Consider the following 18564-nt stretch of genomic DNA (forward strand, 5'->3'; position numbering starts at 1 on the left):
TGCGTGGGGGGGGGAGGGAAGTTCCCCCCCTCCTTTCCTCGAACCCCCGTCCGGGCCCCCCCCCCCCCCCCCCCCCCCCCCACGGACGCGGTCAGCGGCGCCGGACCAGCTTGACCAGGCCCTTGAACGTCTCCTCCAGGCCCGAGGAGAACGGGTTGTCGTTGACCAGGTAGGTCCAGGTGGTGTTCGGGCGCTGCACGCCCGCCTCGGCGAGGTGCGCGCCGTCGGCGTCGATCTCCACCTTGGCGAAGGTCTCCTCCGCCTCGTCCCACGCGTCCGGGATGATCTTGTGGTAGGCCGGGATCGCCTCCCGGTGGAACTCGTCGAGCGGGTTCTGCCGCGCCAGCGCCCGCAGGTGGATGCCCTCGCGCAGGTCGGTCAGGAACGTCAGGTGGTCGCTCCACCGCTGGTCGAGGTGGTGCAGCGCGATCAACCGGGCCGCGCCGACCTTCACGTCGGTGTCCAGGTCCTTGATCTCGTGCGCCTTGTCCGGCTTGCGCTCGGAGAGCTCCTGCCACGCCAGGTCGGTGCGCAGCAGCTTGTCCCGGTACTCCAGCAGCAGCTGGCGCTGGTGCTCGATCAGCTTGTTGTACCGCCAGGTGTTGCGGTGGATCTCCAGGTGCACGCCCTCGGCGACGCGCTGCGCGTGCTCCACGGTGTGCAGCGTGCCGGAGTCCGTGATGCGGCCGTCCTCGTCCACCTCCGCCGGCTCGTCGTGGTCGGGCACGTACTGCGTGACCAGGTCGTCCTGCAACGAGGAGAAGAACACCGACCCGCCGGGGTCGCCCTGGCGGCCCGCGCGACCGCGCAGCTGGTCGTCCAGCCGGCTGCTGGAGTGGCGGCCGGTGCCGATCACGTAGAGGCCGCCGAGCTCGGCGATGCGCTCCCGGTCGGTCGAGTCGTGCCCGCCGAGCCGGATGTCCGTGCCGCGGCCCGCCATCTGGGTCGACACGGTGACCCGCTGGAACGAGCCCGCGTCGGCGATGATCGCGGCTTCCTCGGCGTCGTTCTTGGCGTTGAGCACCACGCAGTCCAGGCCCGCCTCGGCGAGCTTGCGGGACAGGCGCTCGGACTCGGCCACGTCCAGCGTGCCGACCAGGATCGGGCGGCCCGTCTCGTGGACCTCCTTGATCTCGGCGACGACGGCCGCTTCCTTCTGCTCCAGCGTCGCGTACAGCCGGGGCGCCTCGTCCTCCCGGATCGTCTCCACGTTCGGCGGGATGACCAGCACTTCCAGCTGGTAGAAGTCGCGCAGCTGCTCGGCGACGGCCACCGCGGTGCCGGTCATGCCGCAGACCGTGGGGTAGCGGCTGAGCAGCGCCTGGACGGTGATCGAGTCCAGCACCTCGCCCGCGTCCGTGGTCGCCACGTTCTCCTTGGCCTCGACCGCCGCCTGGAGGCCGTCGGGCCAGCGCTGGAGCTTCGCGATCCGGCCGCGGGTGTCGTTGATCAGGTGCACCCTGCCGTCGCGGACGATGTAGTCCACGTCGCGGTGCAGCAGGACCTGCGCGTGCAGGGCCACGTTGACCTTGCTCAGCGTGGTCGAGACGTGCTCGTCGGAGTACAGGTCGATGCCGCCGAGCGCCCGTTCGACCAGCTCGCTGCCCGCGCCGGTGAGGTAGACGTTGCGCTCTTCGTCGTCGATCTCGAAGTGCAGGTCGCGGCGCAGCCGCTTGACCAGGTCGGCCAGCGCCGGGTCGACCGCCGGGCCCGCCGTGGAGCCCGCCAGGACCAGCGGCACGCGCGCCTCGTCCACCAGGACCGAGTCCGCCTCGTCGACGAGGGCGACGCGCGGCTTGGGCACGATGAGGTTGCCCTCGTCGGTGGCCAGCCGGTCGCGCAGCACGTCGAAGCCGATTTCCGAGACCGAGGCGTACATGACCTCGGCCTGGTAGGCGGCGCGGCGCTCCTCGGGCTTGGAGCTCTGGTTGATCCAGCCGACCTTCACGCCCATGAGCTCGTAGAGCGGGCCCATCCACTCGGCGTCGCGCTGGGCCAGGTAGTCGTTGACCGAGACCACGTGCACCTGGTCGCCGCGCAACGCGAAGCCGGCCGCGGCGATGGCGCCGGAGAGCGTCTTGCCCTCACCGGTGGCCATCTCGACCACGTGGCCCTCCAGGAGGCCCAGCGCACCGAGGATCTGCACGTCGAACGGGCGCAGGCCGAGCGCGCGGTCGGCGGCCTCGCGGCCGAGCGCGCACACCTCCACCAGCTCGGGGCGGCCGAAGTCCGACTTGTCGCGCAGCGCGGCGGCCGCGGCGGTCAGCTCCTCGTCGCTGAGCTTCTTCACGCGTTCGGACTGCTCGTTGACCTCGTCGAGCAGCTTCCGGTAGGGCGTGAGGTCGGCGGAGCCGGGCTTCTGCGCGAACCGCCGCATCCGCTGCTTGAACCGTCCCAGGAGAGTGGTCACGGCACGGCAACGTACGGCAAGCGCACAACGTTCCGCACGTCACCCGGTTGACAGTTCACTCGTCAGACGAGTCGATCTTGTGCGCACCGCCCGTAGAACTGCGGGCGAGGCTGCCTCCGAGTGGGCGAACTCGACTGTCTCCGGGAGCCGGGGCCACTCGGGTGCTCCCGATCGTGACTACTGACCGATAACCTCCGATTCCCAGGCGTGATCACGTCTCGTAGGGGGCGGCGTGCTGAAACGGTTCGTCCAGTGGCTCGACGACCTCCTCGTCGATGAGGGCTCGGCGGCGGTCGTGAAAGCGGTCGTCGGCATCATGTCGTTCGCGGTGCTCTTGGGCGCGGTGTTCGGGAATGCCGCGGTCAAAGCGGGCGCCCTCGTTGCCTCCATTCTCGCCGTGCTCTCGTTCGGCCTGCTGCTGCTGTCCGACCGGCGCGACCTCGTGCGTCAACTCGAGCTGCACAAAGAGCTGGTCTCCAAGTACTCGAAGCGGGTCGCCGATGACCGCCACCCGTCGTACGACGTCATCACGTGGGAGGAGTACGTCGCCGTCGAGCCCAATGGCGACGCGCGCAAGCAGCTCACGATCCGGGCGAAGGTCCTCAACGACCTGCGCGTGCTGCGCCTGGTGCAGGGCTGCGGCTGGGCGCAGCCGGCCAGGTATCGCCGCAAGGTTCGCGTCGAGGTGCGCAAACTGCTGATCGGGGACCTGCCCGGCGCCAGCCTGAGCACGACCGTGGCCTGGCTGAAGGACGGGCAGCTCGTGCTGATGGTGCACTTCCCCGAACCGCCGAAGGTCGACAGCGAGATCACCATCGCGGTGGAGTTCAGCTGGCCCGCGATGTGCTCACCACTGATGCGCGACCGCCGTCCCGACACGTTCAAGCTCCAGTTCGCCACTCCGGTCGTCTACGCGCGGTACAAGGTGGCGCTGCCGCGCGGTTTCGACGCCTACATCGAGCCGGTGGGCTTCGAGGAGCACCAGAACGGCTACTCCTGCGGTCCGGCGAACGACGAGGACGGCAGGCCGGTGTTCCTCTTCGAGGGGTTCGACCTGCCGGTGCACGAAAGCGTGGGGATGCGACTCGAGCTCAAGGGAAGGGACGGCCCCGCATGAGGCCGCCCCTTCTCGCGGTGCGCAATGCCGCCGACGTCAGCCGTCGTTGCCGCTTTCGCCGCCGATGGGCCGTTCCCCGGTCAAAGCAACCTCATTCCCAATTGCAATCGAGGGTTATATTCCAACCGGTGTGGAATATAACGGATGGGAAGTCGGCAGATGTTAGCGCTTGTGCGTTTCGCGCAGTCCGAGGACGGACGCCAGCGTCACCACGCCCATGACCAGCAGGAACGCGGACACCGAGAGTGATGTCCCGGTCGCCACCAGCAACGCCGTCATGATGAACGGTGTGCCGCCGCTGACCAGGATCGACGCCAGCTGGTACGCCAGCGACGCCCCCGAGTACCGCACCCCCGGCTCGAACAGCTCCGCCAGGTACGCCGCCACCGGCCCGTAGACCAGGCTCGACCCCACCCCCGACACGGCGAGCGCGACGAAGATCAGCCCCAGCGACGCGGTGTCGATCAGCCAGAAGTAGGGGAACGCCCACACGATCATCGCCACCGCGCCCGCCACGATCAGCGGACGCCTGCCGTGCCGGTCCGACCAACGCCCCGCCAGCAGGATGACCGGCACGCTGACCAGCGACGACAGCAGCGTCACCACGAGCACCGAGTTCCGCGCCAACCCCAGCTCACGCGTCGCGTAGTCGAGCACGCCCGCGATGCTCACGTAGAACACCGCGTTGGACGCGAACATCAGCCCCGCGCCGAGCAGCACCGGCTTGCGGTGCGTCCGCAGCACCTCCCGCAACGGCGCGGGCGCGGGACCGTCGCCACGCCGTTCCTTGATCTCCCGGAACACCGGGCTGTCCTCGACCTTCAACTGGATGAACAGCACCACCGGGAACAGCAGCGCGCTAGCCAGGAACGGCACCCGCCACCCCCACGTCGCGAACGAAGCGGCCGGCACGGTCGCGCCCACGACCAGGAACGCGACGTTGCCCAGGATCACGCCCAGCGGCACGCCCGCCTGCCCGAACGTCCCGGCGAACCCACGCCGCTGCGGCCCCGCGGTCTCGGTCAGCAGCAGCACGACACCGCCCCACTGCCCGCCCACCGCGATCCCCTGGAGGAACCGCAGCACCACCAGCAGCACCGGCGCCATCACGCCCAGCGTCGCGCTGGTCGGCAGCAACCCGATCAGGAACGTCGCCGCGGCCATCAGCGCCAGGCACGTCACCAGCGCGGGCTTGCGGCCGAACTTGTCGCCGACGTGCCCGAACACCAGCCCGCCGACCGGTCGGGCGATGAACCCCGCCCAGAACGTGCTGAACGACAGCAGCAGCCCGATCAGCGGCGACGCCTCGGGGAAGAACAACTTGGGGAACACCAGCGCCGCGGCGGTCGCGTAGATGAAGAAGTCGTACCACTCGAGCGAGGAGCCGACGAGCCCGGCCGCCATGAGTTTGCGCAACGTGCGCCGCTCGGGGGGAGCGGTCGTGACCATGTGCTTGTTCCCTTTCACCAGGTGTCCACGAACGGGCGTTTCTTGCCGGTCCTGACCTGGACGGGGTCGGGGCCGGTGAGCAGGGTGGTGATCCAGCGCCGGGTGTCGGCGGGGTCGATCACGTCGTCGATCTCGTACGCGGACGCCACGTTGAGCGCCTTGCCGTGCTCGTAGGCGGCGGAGACCATCGCCTCGAACATCTCCTTGCGCTGGGCCGGGTCGTCGATGGCGTCCAGCTCGCGCCGGTACCCGAGCCGCACCGCGCCTTCCAGCCCCATCGGGCCGAACTCGCCGCTGGGCCACGACACCGCGAACAGCGGCACCTTCAAGCTGCCCGCCGCCATCGCCTGCGCGCCCAGCCCGTAGGCCTTGCGCAGCGCCACGAACCCGAACGGCACGTCGAGGTTCGCGCCGGCCACGAGCATCCGGGTCAGGTGCCGCACGGTCGCGGTGCGCTCGGCGTCCGGCCCGACCATGAACCCCGGCGTGTCGCACAGCGACACCACCGGCAGGTCGAACGCGTCGCACAGCTGGAGGAACCGCGCGGCCTTGTCGGCGGAGTCGGCGTCGATCGCGCCGCCGAGGTGGCCGGGGTCGTTCGCGATCAGCCCCAGCGGCCTGCCCTCGACCCGGACCAGGGCGGTGACGATGCCGCGGCCGAACTCGCGCCGCAGCTCCAGCACCGAGCCGGTGTCGGCGAGCGTCTCCACCACGGTCCGCACGTCGTAGGCGCGGACCCGGTTCTCCGGCACGAGGTGCCGCAGCAGCCGCTGGTCGGGGCACTCCCAGGCGTCGGTGCGCGTCCCATCGGGGTGACCTTGGAAGTACGACAGGTACTTCTTGGCCACCGCGACGGCCTCGGCCTCGTCGGACACGAGCACGTCGATCACGCCGTTGGGCACCTGAACGTCGACCGGCCCGACCTCCTCGGGCCGGAACACGCCGAGCCCGCCGCCCTCGATCATCGCCGGGCCGCCCATGCCGATGGTCGCGTCACGGGTCGCGATGACCACGTCGCACGTGCCCAGCAGCACGGCGTTGCCCGCGAAGCAGCGGCCCGACGCGATGCCGATCAGCGGCACCAACCCGGACAGCTTGGCGAACAGGTGGAACGCCAGGCAGTCCAGCCCGCTGACGCCGCCGTGGTCGGTGTCGCCGGGCCGCCCGCCGCCGCCCTCGGCGAACAGCACCACGGGCAGCCGCCGCTGCTCGGCCAGCTCGAACATCCGGTCCTTCTTGGCGTGGTTGCGCAGCCCTTGCGTGCCCGCCATGACCGTGTAGTCGTAGGACATCGCGACGACTTGGCCGCCGTTCACCCGACCGACGCCCGCCACCAGCCCGTCCGCGGGCGTGCGCTCGACCAGCTCGTCCAACGACCGGCGGCGGCGTTGCGCGGCGATGGCCAGCCCGCCGTACTCCACGAACTCCTCGCACAGGTCGGCGATGTTCTCCCGGACCGCGCGGCGGCCGGCCGCGTGCCGCTTCGCCTCCGCCTCGGGACGTGAGAAGTCGTGGCGCGCCAACGTCTCCGCGAGGTCGGGCCGCACGTCGTCCAGGTCGACCTCGACGGCCTTCTCCTCGACGGCGAGGTCCACGCCCTCGGCCAGCAACGCGCCCTCCGCGACCGTGTCGCCGACCTCGACCAGCACCCGCGCGTCGCCGATCGGCACGACGTGCTGCATCTTCATCGCTTCCACGACGACCGTGCCGGACTCGATCGCGACGACCGTTCCCTGCACGGGAGCGCGCGCTCCGGTGTCCTCGCGGGGCAGTGAGTCGACCAGGCCCGTGTGCGCTTTCAGGACGTCCGGGTGGTCCAGGAGCCCGCGCAGGAAGCCGATGTTCGTGCGCGCACCGTCCACGGTGAACTCGTCCAGCGCGCGGCGGGCCCGGCGCAGCGCGGTCTCCAGGTCGTCGGCGTGCACCACGACCTTCGCCAGCAACGGGTCGAAGCCGAGGCCCGCCCGGTAGCCGACCGACGCGTGCGTGTCGACCCGCACGCCCGGTCCTGTTGGCGGGACGAACGCCGACAGCCGCCCCGCGGACGTCAGGCTCACGCGCAGTTGCAGCGCGCTGCCGCGTGGCGTGTGCGTCAGGTCCGGCTCGACCTCGGCCGCGAGCAGCAGTTGCGCGCGCACCAGGTCCAGCCCGGTGACCTGCTCGGTGACGGTGTGCTCGACCTGGAGCCTCGGGTTGGCCTCCAGGAACGCGAACCGGCCGTCCGGCGCGACCAGGAACTCCACCGTGCCCAGCCCGGTGTACCGGACGGCGCGCGCGATCGTGGCCGCCGCGTCGTGCAGCGCGGACCGCAGGTCGGGGGAGAGGTCGGGCGCGGGCGCGACCTCGACCAGCTTCTGGTGCCTGAGCTGCAACGAGCAGTCGCGGTCGCCGAGCACCGTCGTGCCGACCAGCTGCACCTCGACGTGCCGCGCGGGTTCGAGCAGCTCCTCGACGAACACCGTGCCGTCGCCGAACGCGGCCAGCGCCTCGGCCCGGCACCGCTCGACGGCCGCGGCGAGGTCGGCGAGGCGGCGCACCACGCGCACGCCCTTGCCGCCGCCACCGGCCACGGCCTTCACGACCACCGCGCCGTGCGCGCGGAAGAAGTCCTCGAACTCGTCCTCGGCGCCCGCGAGCACCGGCACGCCGACCTCGGCGGCCAGGGCACGGGCCCGGCTCTTGTCGCCGAGCAGCTCCAGCACTTCCGGCGGCGGTCCGACGAACGTCAGCCCGGCCTCGGCGCAGCGGCGGGCGAACCGGGCGTTCTCGGCCAGGAACCCGTAGCCGGGGTGCACCAGGTCGCACCCGTCGGCGGCGGCGAGGACGGCGTCCACGTCCAGGTAGGAGCCTTGCAGCCGGACGGCGCGGTCGGCGAACCGGCCGTGCGCGTCGTCGGAGTCGGTGACCAGGGCGACGGTCCGCCAGCCGAGGTCGGCGGCGGCGCGCAGCACCCGGACGGCGATCTCTCCCCGGTTGGCGACGAGCAGCGTGGGCACTTCAACCTCCTGAGCGACCGCTTAGTATGTGACCGCGGTCGCATACTGGCATCCGCGCTTGGCGTTCGTCCAGGGGAACCGATGCACCTGTCGAGGCGTCCTTGAAGAAACCCGAGGTCAAGGGCGTGACACAGAGCAGGCCAGGAGGCACCCACCGTGGTTTTCAAGAGGATGTTGCGCGCGTTCGGAGTCGGCGGTCCGTCGGTGGACACGGTGCTGGCCAACCCGAACACCCGGCCGGGCGAGGCGCTGACCGGCGAGGTGCGCATCGCGGGCGGCGACCACCCCGCCGAGATCGACGAGGTCAAGCTGTCCCTCGTCACCCGGGTCGAGGTGGAGAGCGGCGACAACGAGCACAACCGCAACGTCGAGTTCGCGCGGGTCGTCGTCGGCAGGCAGATCGTCGTCGCGCCGGGGCAGAACCTGGTGCTGCCGTTCCAGTTCCCGGTGCCGCTGGAGACGCCGGTGACCGTCGTGCACGGGCAGCACCTGCACGGCATGACGATGGGCCTGCGCACGGAGCTGGAGGTGCGCGGCGCCGTCGACCCGGGCGACCTCGACCCGGTGGCCGTGCACCCGATGCGCTCGCAGGAGCACGTGCTGAACGCGTTCGGCGCCCTCGGGTTCCGCTTCCAGCGCGCGGACAACGAGTCGGGGCGGATCCGGGGCGTGCCGCAGCAGCTGCCGTTCTACCAGGAGATCGAGTTCCTGCCGCCGGGGCAGTTCCTGGCCAAGATCAGCCAGCTGGAGCTGACCTTCGTCGCCGACCCGCACCGGCTGTACGTGGTGCTGGAGGCCGACCGCCGCGGTGGGCTGTTCCGGGCGGGCGGCGACTCGTTCGGGCACTTCGCCATGTCGCACGATGAGGTGATCCGCACGGACTGGGCGGCGCTGCTGCACCAGTGGATGGACCAGGTCTCCGGGAGGCGATCTTCCCACGGTTTCGGCCACTAGGGCGGCCCGCGCGGACGTCGCCGCGGCGTGCGGGCAGGGCTCGCCCGGTCGCCGCTGGCGCTGCGGACGGCGTCTGCGGTGGGGATGATGACCGATGAGGCCCTCGACGCGGTCGGGGACTTCTTCGAAGGCGACTAACCCGCAGGAGGCATCGTGGGCATCGGCGGTGTGATCAGCGCTCTGATCGTGGGTCTCATCATCGGTTTGCTGGGCAAGCTCATCGCGCCGGGCAAGCAGGCCATCCCCATCTGGCTGACGATCATCGTCGGCATCGTGGCGGCGTTCCTGGGCACGTTCATCGCCCGGGCGCTCGGCGTGGAGGACACGCCCGGCATCGACTGGATCGAGATCATCGTGCAGGTGATCATCGCCGCCATCGGCGTCAGCCTCGTCGCAGGGTTCTACGGCAAGAAATCCGTCCGCTAGCCCGCGTGTCCTACGGTCGGAACACCGATGTTGAACGCTCAGCGCACGGCTCGCCGTCCTGAGCGTTCAACTCGGGGCGCCGGGACGTAGGACGCGCGCTTCGGGCGCAGGGCACGCGCGGGTCAGGTGGTGGCGCCCACCATGCGCAGGACCAGGTCCGCGTAGAGGTCGCCGATCTCGGCCGGCGTGCGGCGGCCGGCGGGCTGGTACCAGCGGGCCACGTCGATGCACAGCGACAGCACCGCCAACGTCGCCCCGCGCACGTCCGGCACGTCGAACGCGCCCGCGCGGACGCCGTCCGAGACCATGTCGCGCACCGCCGCCTCGATCCGCCGCCGCAGCTCCACCACCTCGGCCAGGTGCTCCGGCGTCAACGCGCTCAGCTCGTACTGCACGACCCGCGCCGTCGTGTGGTACTCCGCGTGCCACGACGCGAACGCCCGCACGGCCGCCGCCAGCCGCGCCACCGGGTCCACCTCGGACACGCCCGTCAACACCGACAACGACGTCGCGTGCCCGATCCGCGAGATGTGGAACAGCAGTTCCTCTTTGGACCGGTAGTGGATGTAGACCGCCGCGGGTGACATGCCGGCCTGCGCCGCGATGTCACGGGTCGTCGTCGCGTGGTACCCCCGCACCGAGAACGCGGCCGCGGCGGCGATCAGCATCCGCCTGGCCGCCGGCGGCGTCACCGAGGACCACGTCTCATCCAGGAGCGCGAACTCACCACTGGTCGTCGTCACAGCCGGCCCTCCTTGACACGAACCCGAACGATACCGCAGGCTAAGCACACGCTTAGACCTAAGCAACCGCTTAGTATGGAGGAAACGAGAGTGCGCCGCTCGCTGTTCGAACCCGACCACGAAGCGTTCCGCGAGACCGCGCGGGCGTTCTGCGACCGCACGCTCACCCCGAACTACGAGCGGTTCGTCGAGCAGCGCCACATCGACCGCGACGTGTGGCTCGAAGCGGGCAAGCAGGGCCTGCTCGGCCTGGAGGTCCCCGAGGAGCACGGCGGCAGCGGCGCGAACGACTACCGGTTCAACGCCGTGCTGGGCGAGGAGCTGTCCAAGGTCAGCGCCGGCATGTCGTCCTGCCTGGGCATCCACGGCGACGTCGTCGCGCCCTACCTGGTCGACCTGTGCACCGACGAGCAGAAGCAGCGCTGGCTGCCGAGGTTCTGCTCGGGCGAGCTGACGACCGGCATCGGCATGACCGAGCCCTCCGGCGGCTCCGACCTGGCCGCGCTCAAGAGCACCGCCGTGCGCGACGGCGGCGACTGGGTCCTCAACGGCTCCAAGACGTTCATCACCAACGGCTTCTCCGCCGACCTGATCGTCGTCGCCGCGCGCACCAGCCCGGAGAAGAAGGCCCGCGGCATCACCCTGTTCGCCGTCGAGACCGGCATGAAGGGCTTCGAGCGCGGCCGCAAGCTGGACAAGGTCGGCCAGCCCGAGTCCGACACCGCCGAGCTGTTCTTCGAGGACGTGCGCATCCCGGCCGAGAACGTCATCGGCGAGGTCGACCAGGGCTTCATCTACATGATGGAACGCCTGCCGCAGGAACGCCTCGGCGGCGCGATCTCCAACCTGGCCCACGCCAAGCAGATCCTGCTCGAGACGATCGAGTACACCAAGGAGCGCAAGGCGTTCGGCCAGGCCATCGGCTCCTTCCAGCACAACAAGTTCACCCTCGCCGAGCTGGTCACCAGGATCGACGTGACGCAGGCGTTCCTGGACCAGTGCACCGACGCGCACACCCGCCGCGAGCTGACCGCCGTGGACGCGGCCAAGGCCAAGTGGTGGAGCGCGGACGTGCAGAACGACGTCATCGACGCCTGCGTGCAGCTGCACGGCGGCTACGGCTACATGACCGAGTACCGCGTGGCGCGCGCCTGGATGGACGCCCGGGTGACCCGGATCTGGGCCGGCTCCAACGAGATCATGAAGGAACTCATCGGCCGCGACCTCGGCCTCTAGACACAGGAGCACCGCCATGCCCGAGGCTGTCATCGTCGCCACCTCGCGTTCCCCGATCGGTCGGGCGCGCAAGGGCTCGTTGGTCGACCTGCGCCCGGACGACCTGGCCGCGCGGATCGTCGCCGCCGCGCTCGACCAGGTCCCCGAGCTGGACCGCGCCGAGATCACCGACCTGCACCTGGGGTGCGCCGAGCCGCAGGACGAGCACGGGCAGAACGTGGCCCGCCGCATCGCCGTGCAGCTCGGCCTGGACACCCTGCCCGGCACCACGGTCAACCGGTTCTGCGCGTCGTCCGTGCAGACCGCGCGCATGGCCTTCCACGCCATCAAGGCGGGCGAGGGCCACGCGTTCATCAGCGCCGGCGTGGAGTGCGTCTCCCGCTACCGGCACGGCGACCCGCACTTCAACCCGCTCTTCGACGCCGCGCGCGAACGCACTCAACGCACCGCGGAGACCAACGAGCCGTGGCACGACCCGCGCCAGGACGGCGAGCTGCCGGACTACTACATCGCGATGGGCCAGACCGCCGAGAACGTCGCCACCGCGCTCGGCATCAGCCGTCGTGACCAGGACGAGTTCGGCGTCCGCTCGCACAACCTGGCGGAGAAGGCCATCGCGGACGGCTTCTTCGCCCGCGAGATCACCCCGGTCACCCTCCCGGACGGCACGGTCGTCGACACCGACGACGGTCCGCGCCGTGGCGTCACCTACGACGCGGTGTCGGCGCTCAACCCGTCGTTCCGTCCACAAGGGACCGTCACGCCCGGCAACTGCTGCCCCCTCAACGACGGCGCGGCGGCCGTGGTCGTGATGAGCGACGTGCGGGCCAAGGAGCTGGGCCTGACCCCGTTGGCGCGCATCGTGTCCACCGGCGTGTCCGGCCTCTCGCCGGAGATCATGGGGCTCGGCCCCGTCGACGCCACCAAGCAGGCGCTCGCGCACGCGAACCTGACCGTCGACGACATCGACCTGGTCGAGATCAACGAGGCGTTCGCGGTGCAGGTGCTGGGCAGCCAGCGCGCGCTCGGCATCGACATGGACAAGCTGAACGTGCACGGCGGCGCGATCGCGCTCGGCCACCCGTTCGGCTCCACCGGCGCCCGCATCATGACCACCCTGATCAACGGGATGCGCGCCCGTGACGCGCAGTTCGGGCTGGAGACGATGTGCGTCGGCGGCGGTCAGGGCATGGCGATCATCCTGGAGAGGTTGAGCTGAATGGGAATCCTGGACAAGTTCCGGCTGGACGGGCAGGTCGCGATCGTCACCGGCGCGTCCTCGGGCCTCGGGGTGGCGTTCGCCAAGGGCCTGGCGGAGGCGGGCGCGGACGTGGTGCTCGCCGCCCGGCGGGCCGACCGGCTCAAGGACACCGCCCAGCTGGTGGAGGACGCCGGTCGGCGCGCGCTGGTCGTGCGGGCGGACGTGGCGCAGCCGGACGACTGCCGTGAGGTGGCGCGTGCCGCGGCGGAGTTCGGCCCGGTGCACGTGCTGGTGAACAACGCGGGCGTGGCGTCGGCGGTGCCCGCGTCCCGGGAGACGCCCGAGCAGTTCCTCGGCGTCATGGACGTCAACCTCAACGGCGCGTACTGGATGGCGCAGGCGGCGGCGGCCGTGATGGCGAACGGCGGTTCGATCGTCAACGTCTCCAGCGTGCTCGGCCTGGTCTCCGGCGGCCTGCCGCAGGCGGCGTACTCGGCGTCCAAGGCGGGTCTGCTCGGCCTGACCCGCGACCTGGCGCAGCAGTGGACCGGCCGCAAGGGCATCCGGGTCAACGCGCTCGCGCCGGGCTACTTCGCCTCCGAGATGACCGACCAGTACCCCGAGGGCTACCTCGAAGCGCACATCTCCCGGCTGCCGCTGGGCCGCGTGGGCGACCCGGAGGAGCTGGCCGCGGCCGTCGTCTTCCTGGCGTCGGCGGCGGGCGGCTACACCACCGGCGCGACGTTCGTGGTCGACGGCGGCGTGACCCTCGGAGGCTGATCACCCGACTTGTAACCCACCGCGGCGGCGCGACGACCTAGCCTGGTAGGCAGGGGAGATCGCCGTCCGCACGGGGGAGTTCCGTGGTCGCGAACCGTTCCACCGCAGAGCCGGCCTTCGCCGTCCGCAGGCCGAAGACCCGGGCGATCTACCTGCGCAAGCGCTATCTGCTGCCGTTCGGCGTATCGGTGGCGGTCGCGCTCGCCGGTGTGATCGCGATGCTCACGTCCGGCACGATCGCGCTGCCGTTCCGGGGCATCACGGTGGTGCGCGCCATGATGGCGTCCAAGATCGTGTACTTCCAGGATCCCGAGGTCCGCCGGATCCTGATGTCCCACGGCGTCGACGTGCAGGTCACCGACTCGGGCGGCTCGCGGCAGCTCATCAGGGACCGGCAGGACCGGGTGCACGAGTTCGACTTCGTGATGCCGTCCGGCCAGGCCTCGGCCGAGCTGATCCACGAGCGGTTCGGCGGTCGGGCCTACTACCCGTTCGCGAGCCCCCTCGTGCTGGGCGCGTTCAGGGAGTACGCGGAAGCCCTGGTGCGCGCCGGCGCGGCGGTGAAGCAGGACGACGAGAAGGGCCTCGGCCTCTACTACACCCTCAAGCTGGACGTCTTCGTCAACGAGCTGTCCCTCCCCGGGAACGGCGCGCCGACGAAGACCTGGGCGCAGGTGGACCCGCGCGTCGACAACCGCAACCAGGTCGTCGCGCAGACGCCGAACCCGTGCGACTCCTACTCCGGCTCGGCCTGGCTCGGGCTGGTCGCGTTCGCGGCCAACAACTCCGTCCCGCCCAACGAGCGCAGCGCGCCGGAGGTGGCGGAGAGGATCAAGCCGGTGTTCGAGATCGAGGGCCTGCACGGCTCCGGCATCGGCACCTCGTTCTTCCACCCCGACGGCCGCACCAGTGCCCCGGTCGGCGTCATGTACGAGCACCAGTACATCGCGCACCAGTTCACCGCGGTGGCGCGGACCGGTGCGGCCGACACCGACCGGGTGCTGCTCTACCCCGACGCGCACCACCGCACCGAGCCGCGGCTCATCGCGTTCAGCCCGGCCGGGGAGCTGGTCGGCGACCTGGTGCGCGACGACCCCGGTCTGCGCCGACGTGCCCTGGAACTGGGGTTCCGGCTGGACAACAAGGAGCCGACCGCCCTGCCCCACCTGCTGAGGGAACGCGGTCTGCCGGAGCCCGCCCTGAGCAGCACCGAAGGCCTGCTGCCCAGGCCGGACAACCTGGAGGCCATGATCAGGGAGGTCGGCGACTGCCCGGAGATCCGGGTGCCGATATGAGGTTGCCGGTCCTGCTCCTGGTGGCCGCGGCGGTCCTCGGCGGCTGCACCACCGGCACGCCCGAACCGGCCGCGCTGACCGTGCTGGCCAGTTCCGAGCTGGCGGACCTGGAGCCGCTGCTGGCCGACCTGCGCCGGGACACCGGGGTGGAGCTGAAGCTCGACCGCAGGGGCACCATCCGGGCCGCCGAGGAGCTGGCGGCGGGCGGCGCGGACCACGACCTGGCGTGGCTGTCCACGAACCGGTACCTGGCGCTGAAGGGCGTGGACCTGCCGCTGTCCACCCCCACGATGCTCTCGCCGCTCGTGCTGGGCGTGAAGGCGGGCAAGGCGGAGGCGTTGCGCGGCGCCTCGTGGGCCGACGTGGCGAGCCGTGCGGCGGCGGGGGAGCTGCGCTTCGGCATGGCCGACCCGCGGGTGTCCGGCAGCGGGATGGCGGCGTTGATCGGCGTGGCGACGGCCGCCGCGGGCACCGGTGCGGCGCTGCGGCCCGAGGACGTCACCTGCGACAAGCTCCAGGGCTTCCTCACCGGCCAGGCGTTCGGCGCGTCCGGCGCGGCCGAGGTCGGTGACGAGTACGTGCGGCGGCAGGACGACGTGGACGCCGTGGTCGCGTACGAGTCGACCGTGTTGTCGCTGAACGCGTCCGGGCGGCTCCGCGAGCCGTTGGAGGTCGTGTACCCGAAGGACGGCATCGTCCTGTCCGACTACCCGTTGATGCTGCTCAAGCCGGACAAGCGGGCCGCGTACGACCGGGCCGTCGAGTGGCTGCGCTCGCCGTCCGCGCAGCGGGCCATCATGGAGCGGACCTCGCGCCGGCCCGTGGACCCCCAGGTCCAGCGGACCGAGGAGTTGCGCGAGCCCATCGGCACCGCGCTGTACTTCCCCGGCACGCAGGAGGTCTTGAACAGCCTGCTGGCCGCCTACGACCGGGCCGGCGAGCAGGGCCGGGTGGTGTTCGTGCTCGACCACTCGACGTCCATGGCGGGCCCGCGGATCGCCGGCCTGCGAGAGGCGTTCGCGACGCTCGGCCGTGCGGGCGGGTTCGACCGGTTCCGGGTGGGGGAGACGGTCGTGCTCGTGCGGTTCGCGGGAACCGTGATGGAGGAGCGCAGCATCGTGGTGCGACAGGCCGCGGACCTCGAAGTGCTGGCCGGCGCGTTGGCGTCGGCCGAGTTGGCCGACGACGGCACCGCGATCTGGTCGGCGCTCGACCACGCCTACCGGATCGTCGGCGACGGCACGGTGGTGTTGATGACCGACGGCGAGAACAACGCGGGGATGAGCGCGGACGAGTTCCTGGGCAAGTGGCCGGACCCGCCCGCGCGCACGTACGCGATCCGGTTCGGCGAGGCCGACCCGGTGGAACTGGACCGGGTGGCGCGCGCGACCGGCGGGCGGGTGGTGGACGCCACCACCGGGTCGCTGCTGGAGGCGGTGAAGGAGATCCGTGGCTGTCGGTAGGGAACTGTGGTGGTCGGTGTGGTGGCCGTGGCTGCTCGTGTGGATCGTGACCGTCCTGGCGCTCGTCGTGGCGGTCGGGGTGGCGGTGCTCGCCTGGCGCGCGGCGCGCAAGTCCGCTCTGTCACCGACACCGGGCCCTCCCGTCTACGTCGACGGGGAGATGGTGTCGCGCATCATCGCGATGATCGACATCCCGCGGTTCCCCGCCGACGTCACGTCGACGGCCGAGCTCACCAAGGACGGCAAGATAGCCGTTCCGGGACTGGGCGAGATCGGCCAGTTCTCCTCCAGAAGAGGGCAGACCAGGGTCGTCCAGGAGGTCTTCGAGCCGGTCGACCTGGTCGGCGACATGGTCAAGGGCCTGGAGAACAGGGACGACATCGTGTACGTGAACCTGGACGAGCGCACCGTGCTGCGGAACACGGCCCTCGAGCGGCTGATGGCCTCGTGGGAGATGGCGACCGGTCCGCTCAGGCTGCGGCGGGTCACCCGGTACGTGTGGGTGGAGGGCGTGTGCCGGATGACGTCCCAGAGCAACGGCACGACGGTGTTCCTCGCTCCGGTCGGCGAACCGGCCGAGGACGGTCCACAGGTGCGGCTGGAGTGCGGCGACCGCTGGCTGCTGGGTGACTCGGTGCCCCAAGGGACCTTCAACGCCCATTGCCTGGGCAAGGTGCAGTCGTGGAACGAGGACACCCGGGAGCTGGTCATCCTGCCGATCGCGATGTTCCAGTGACGGGGCGTGCGATGCTTGGCCCATGGCATCGGTACCGGAGCGGTTGATCGACGCCGCGACGCGGTTGTTCGCCGCCAAGGGCTTCGACCGGGTCGCGGTGCAGGACATCGTGGACCTGGCGGGCGTCACCAAGGGCGCCATGTACCACTACTTCGGGTCCAAGGACGACCTGCTGCACGAGATCTACGGCAGCCTGCTGCGGATGCAGACCGAGCGGCTGGACCACTTCGCGTCCGGGTCCGCGCCGGTGGCCGAGCGGCTGCACGCGGCGGCGGTCGACGTCGTGGTCACGTCGGTGGACAACTTCGACCAGGCGCGGGTGTACTTCCGCTCGGCCGACCACCTGGCCGAGGACAAGCGGCGCGAGATGCGGGCGGAACGGCGGCGCTACCACGAGCGGTTCCGGTCGCTGGTGGAGGAGGGGCAGGCCGCCGGCGTGTTCCGCACGGACGTGCCCGCGGACCTGACCGTGCACTACTTCTTCGGCACCGTCCACCACCTCGGCCAGTGGTACAGCGCGGACGGGCCGATGTCGGCCAAGCAGGTCGGCCGGCACTTCGCGGACCTCCTGCTCGCGTCCTTGCGTCCCGTTTCGGAGGGTTCTTCGTGAAGTCCGACCTGCACCGCTACCTGAGGTCCGCGCGTGAAGCGGTGCTGTGGAAGCTGGAGGGCCTGTCGCCCTACGACGCGCGCCGTCCGCTGACGCCGACCGGGACGAACCTGTTGGGCCTGGTCAAGCACCTGGCGGGGATCGAGGTCGGCTACTTCGGCGACACGTTCGGCCGCCCGTTCCCCGAGCCGCTGCCGTGGGCGGACTTCGAGGACGAGCCCAACGTGGACATGTGGGCGACGGCCGAGGAGTCCCGTGAGGACGTCGTCTCCCTCTACCGCCGTGCCTGCGCGCACGCGGACGGGACGATCGAGGCGCTGGACCTGGACTCGCCGGGCGCCGTGCCGTGGTGGCCGGGTGACCGCGGTGCGGTCACCCTCCACCTCGTCCTGATCCACGTGATCGCCGAGACCAACCGGCACGCGGGCCACGCCGACATCGTCCGCGAGCTGGTCGACGGCACGGCCGGTCTGCGCGCGGGCAGCGACAACCTGCCGTCGGTGGACTGGGAGACCTACCACGCGAAGCTGGAACGCGTCGCCCGCGAGGCGCGGGCCTGAGCCGTCAGACCCCGCGGCCGCCCGGGCGTGCTGCCGGCCGGGGCCTCGGCGAACGCCTGCCGGGCGCCGTCGTCGAACTCCACCTCGCCGCCGCGGGCCGGTCGGCGTCACCGTCGCCACAGCACCGTTGTGCCACATCTCGGCCAATACGCCGCCGGCGTGGCGCTTCATCGGTTACATACTTCGCATGCCGATCTACTTGCGCGTCACCTTGGCACTGTCGGCCGTGGTGACCGCGGTGTGCGCCCTGGTCCTGACGGTCGCCGTGCTCTCCGGCACCGCGACCGTGCAGCTGGAGCAAATGCGGACGTTCGACCGGATGGAGCTGTCCGCCAAGGTGTTCGACCAGCTCCGCGACCAGCACCCCGACTCCGGCATCACGGGGTGGAGCGGTGACGACAGCTCGGCGCCCTGCCCCGGCCACATCGCCATCAAGGAAGGCGTCACGTTCAGCTGCACGTTCATGGACGACGGCAGGGAGCGGAAGGTGCGGGTGCACATCAAGGACACCTACAGCGGCGACCTGGAAGTGGGCCCGCCGTCACCGTGACCGGGCACGGCACCCGGACGAGTGCCGTGCCCGTCGGT

The 18564-nt window shown here is 71.0% G+C and carries 16 protein-coding genes; 12 read left to right on the top strand and 4 right to left on the bottom strand.

The window, feature by feature from the left end; all coding sequences use genetic code 11:
• Positions 1 to 91: 91 nt before the first annotated feature.
• Complete coding sequence (secA2, locus tag ACZ7GX_RS32160; RefSeq protein WP_498782150.1) at positions 92 to 2410, bottom strand: accessory Sec system translocase SecA2; 2319 nt, start codon at positions 2408 to 2410, stop codon at positions 92 to 94.
• A 232-nt stretch (positions 2411 to 2642) separates the two neighbouring features.
• Between secA2 and ACZ7GX_RS32165 the strand changes: the two genes are divergently transcribed.
• Positions 2643 to 3527: a hypothetical protein gene (locus ACZ7GX_RS32165; protein WP_498782152.1), complete on the top strand. Its 885-nt coding sequence runs from the start codon at positions 2643 to 2645 to the stop codon at positions 3525 to 3527.
• Between the two features lie 162 nt (positions 3528 to 3689).
• Here the strand turns inward: ACZ7GX_RS32165 and ACZ7GX_RS32170 are convergent, their stop codons facing one another.
• Together ACZ7GX_RS32170 and ACZ7GX_RS32175 are read right to left on the bottom strand one after the other, a co-directional pair.
• Entirely contained in the window at positions 3690 to 4994 is a 1305-nt protein-coding gene (locus tag ACZ7GX_RS32170; RefSeq protein ID WP_498782154.1) for an MFS transporter, read from the bottom strand.
• Positions 4991 to 7972, bottom strand: coding sequence for an acetyl-CoA carboxylase family protein (locus ACZ7GX_RS32175; RefSeq protein WP_498782156.1), 2982 nt, complete (start codon positions 7970 to 7972; stop codon positions 4991 to 4993). The genes ACZ7GX_RS32170 and ACZ7GX_RS32175 overlap by 4 nt, the downstream gene beginning before the upstream one ends.
• Positions 7973 to 8128: 156 nt before the next feature.
• On the opposite strand from ACZ7GX_RS32175, the gene ACZ7GX_RS32180 reads away from it, so the two are divergent.
• The gene (locus ACZ7GX_RS32180) at positions 8129 to 8926 is read left to right on the top strand and encodes a sporulation protein (RefSeq protein WP_498782158.1); all 798 of its coding nucleotides are present in this window, start codon (positions 8129 to 8131) and stop codon (positions 8924 to 8926) included.
• Between the two features lie 153 nt (positions 8927 to 9079).
• Positions 9080 to 9352, top strand: coding sequence for a GlsB/YeaQ/YmgE family stress response membrane protein (locus tag ACZ7GX_RS32185; RefSeq protein WP_053718253.1), 273 nt, complete (start codon positions 9080 to 9082; stop codon positions 9350 to 9352).
• A 122-nt stretch (positions 9353 to 9474) separates the two neighbouring features.
• On the opposite strand, the gene ACZ7GX_RS32190 is transcribed toward ACZ7GX_RS32185, so the two are convergent.
• Positions 9475 to 10020, bottom strand: coding sequence for a TetR/AcrR family transcriptional regulator (locus ACZ7GX_RS32190; protein ID WP_498782262.1), 546 nt, complete (start codon positions 10018 to 10020; stop codon positions 9475 to 9477).
• A gap of 165 nt (positions 10021 to 10185) precedes the next feature.
• Here ACZ7GX_RS32190 and ACZ7GX_RS32195 point away from each other — a divergent pair, with 165 nt between their 5' ends.
• From ACZ7GX_RS32195 to ACZ7GX_RS32235, 9 genes are all read left to right on the top strand, one after another.
• Positions 10186 to 11331 carry an acyl-CoA dehydrogenase family protein gene (locus tag ACZ7GX_RS32195; protein WP_498782160.1) on the top strand — a complete coding sequence of 382 codons (1146 nt, stop codon included), beginning with the start codon at positions 10186 to 10188 and terminating at the stop codon, positions 11329 to 11331.
• Positions 11332 to 11347: 16 nt separating this feature from the next.
• Positions 11348 to 12550 (top strand): acetyl-CoA C-acetyltransferase, encoded by a 1203-nt coding sequence (locus ACZ7GX_RS32200; protein ID WP_498782162.1) that lies wholly within the window; start codon positions 11348 to 11350, stop codon positions 12548 to 12550.
• Entirely contained in the window at positions 12551 to 13312 is a 762-nt protein-coding gene (locus tag ACZ7GX_RS32205) for an SDR family NAD(P)-dependent oxidoreductase (RefSeq protein ID WP_498782164.1), read from the top strand.
• 83 nt (positions 13313 to 13395) lie between these two features.
• Complete coding sequence (locus ACZ7GX_RS32210) at positions 13396 to 14607, top strand: hypothetical protein (protein ID WP_498782166.1); 1212 nt, start codon at positions 13396 to 13398, stop codon at positions 14605 to 14607.
• Positions 14604 to 16070 carry a substrate-binding domain-containing protein gene (locus ACZ7GX_RS32215; RefSeq protein ID WP_498782168.1) on the top strand — a complete coding sequence of 489 codons (1467 nt, stop codon included), beginning with the start codon at positions 14604 to 14606 and terminating at the stop codon, positions 16068 to 16070. Before ACZ7GX_RS32210 ends, ACZ7GX_RS32215 begins: the two co-directional genes overlap by 4 nt.
• Entirely contained in the window at positions 16057 to 16806 is a 750-nt protein-coding gene (locus tag ACZ7GX_RS32220) for a hypothetical protein (protein WP_498782170.1), read from the top strand. Before ACZ7GX_RS32215 ends, ACZ7GX_RS32220 begins: the two co-directional genes overlap by 14 nt.
• A gap of 22 nt (positions 16807 to 16828) precedes the next feature.
• Entirely contained in the window at positions 16829 to 17416 is a 588-nt protein-coding gene (locus ACZ7GX_RS32225) for a TetR/AcrR family transcriptional regulator (RefSeq protein WP_498782172.1), read from the top strand.
• Positions 17413 to 17976, top strand: coding sequence for a DinB family protein (locus ACZ7GX_RS32230; protein ID WP_498782174.1), 564 nt, complete (start codon positions 17413 to 17415; stop codon positions 17974 to 17976). Before ACZ7GX_RS32225 ends, ACZ7GX_RS32230 begins: the two co-directional genes overlap by 4 nt.
• Before the next feature lie 187 nt (positions 17977 to 18163).
• Positions 18164 to 18526: a DUF4333 domain-containing protein gene (locus tag ACZ7GX_RS32235; RefSeq protein ID WP_498782176.1), complete on the top strand. Its 363-nt coding sequence runs from the start codon at positions 18164 to 18166 to the stop codon at positions 18524 to 18526.
• Positions 18527 to 18564: the final 38 nt, after the last annotated feature.

This window comes from Actinosynnema sp. NPDC037264 (assembly GCF_055603705.1).

Coding starts and splice junctions, on each gene's coding strand:
- ACZ7GX_RS32205 (WP_498782164.1), top strand. CDS start 12,551: ATGGGAATCCTGGACAAGTTCCGGCTGGACGGGCAGGTCGCGATCGTC.
- ACZ7GX_RS32225 (WP_498782172.1), top strand. CDS start 16,829: ATGGCATCGGTACCGGAGCGGTTGATCGACGCCGCGACGCGGTTGTTC.
- ACZ7GX_RS32190 (WP_498782262.1), bottom strand. CDS start 10,020: ATGCTGATCGCCGCCGCGGCCGCGTTCTCGGTGCGGGGGTACCACGCG.
- ACZ7GX_RS32235 (WP_498782176.1), top strand. CDS start 18,164: ATGCCGATCTACTTGCGCGTCACCTTGGCACTGTCGGCCGTGGTGACC.
- ACZ7GX_RS32200 (WP_498782162.1), top strand. CDS start 11,348: ATGCCCGAGGCTGTCATCGTCGCCACCTCGCGTTCCCCGATCGGTCGG.
- ACZ7GX_RS32215 (WP_498782168.1), top strand. CDS start 14,604: ATGAGGTTGCCGGTCCTGCTCCTGGTGGCCGCGGCGGTCCTCGGCGGC.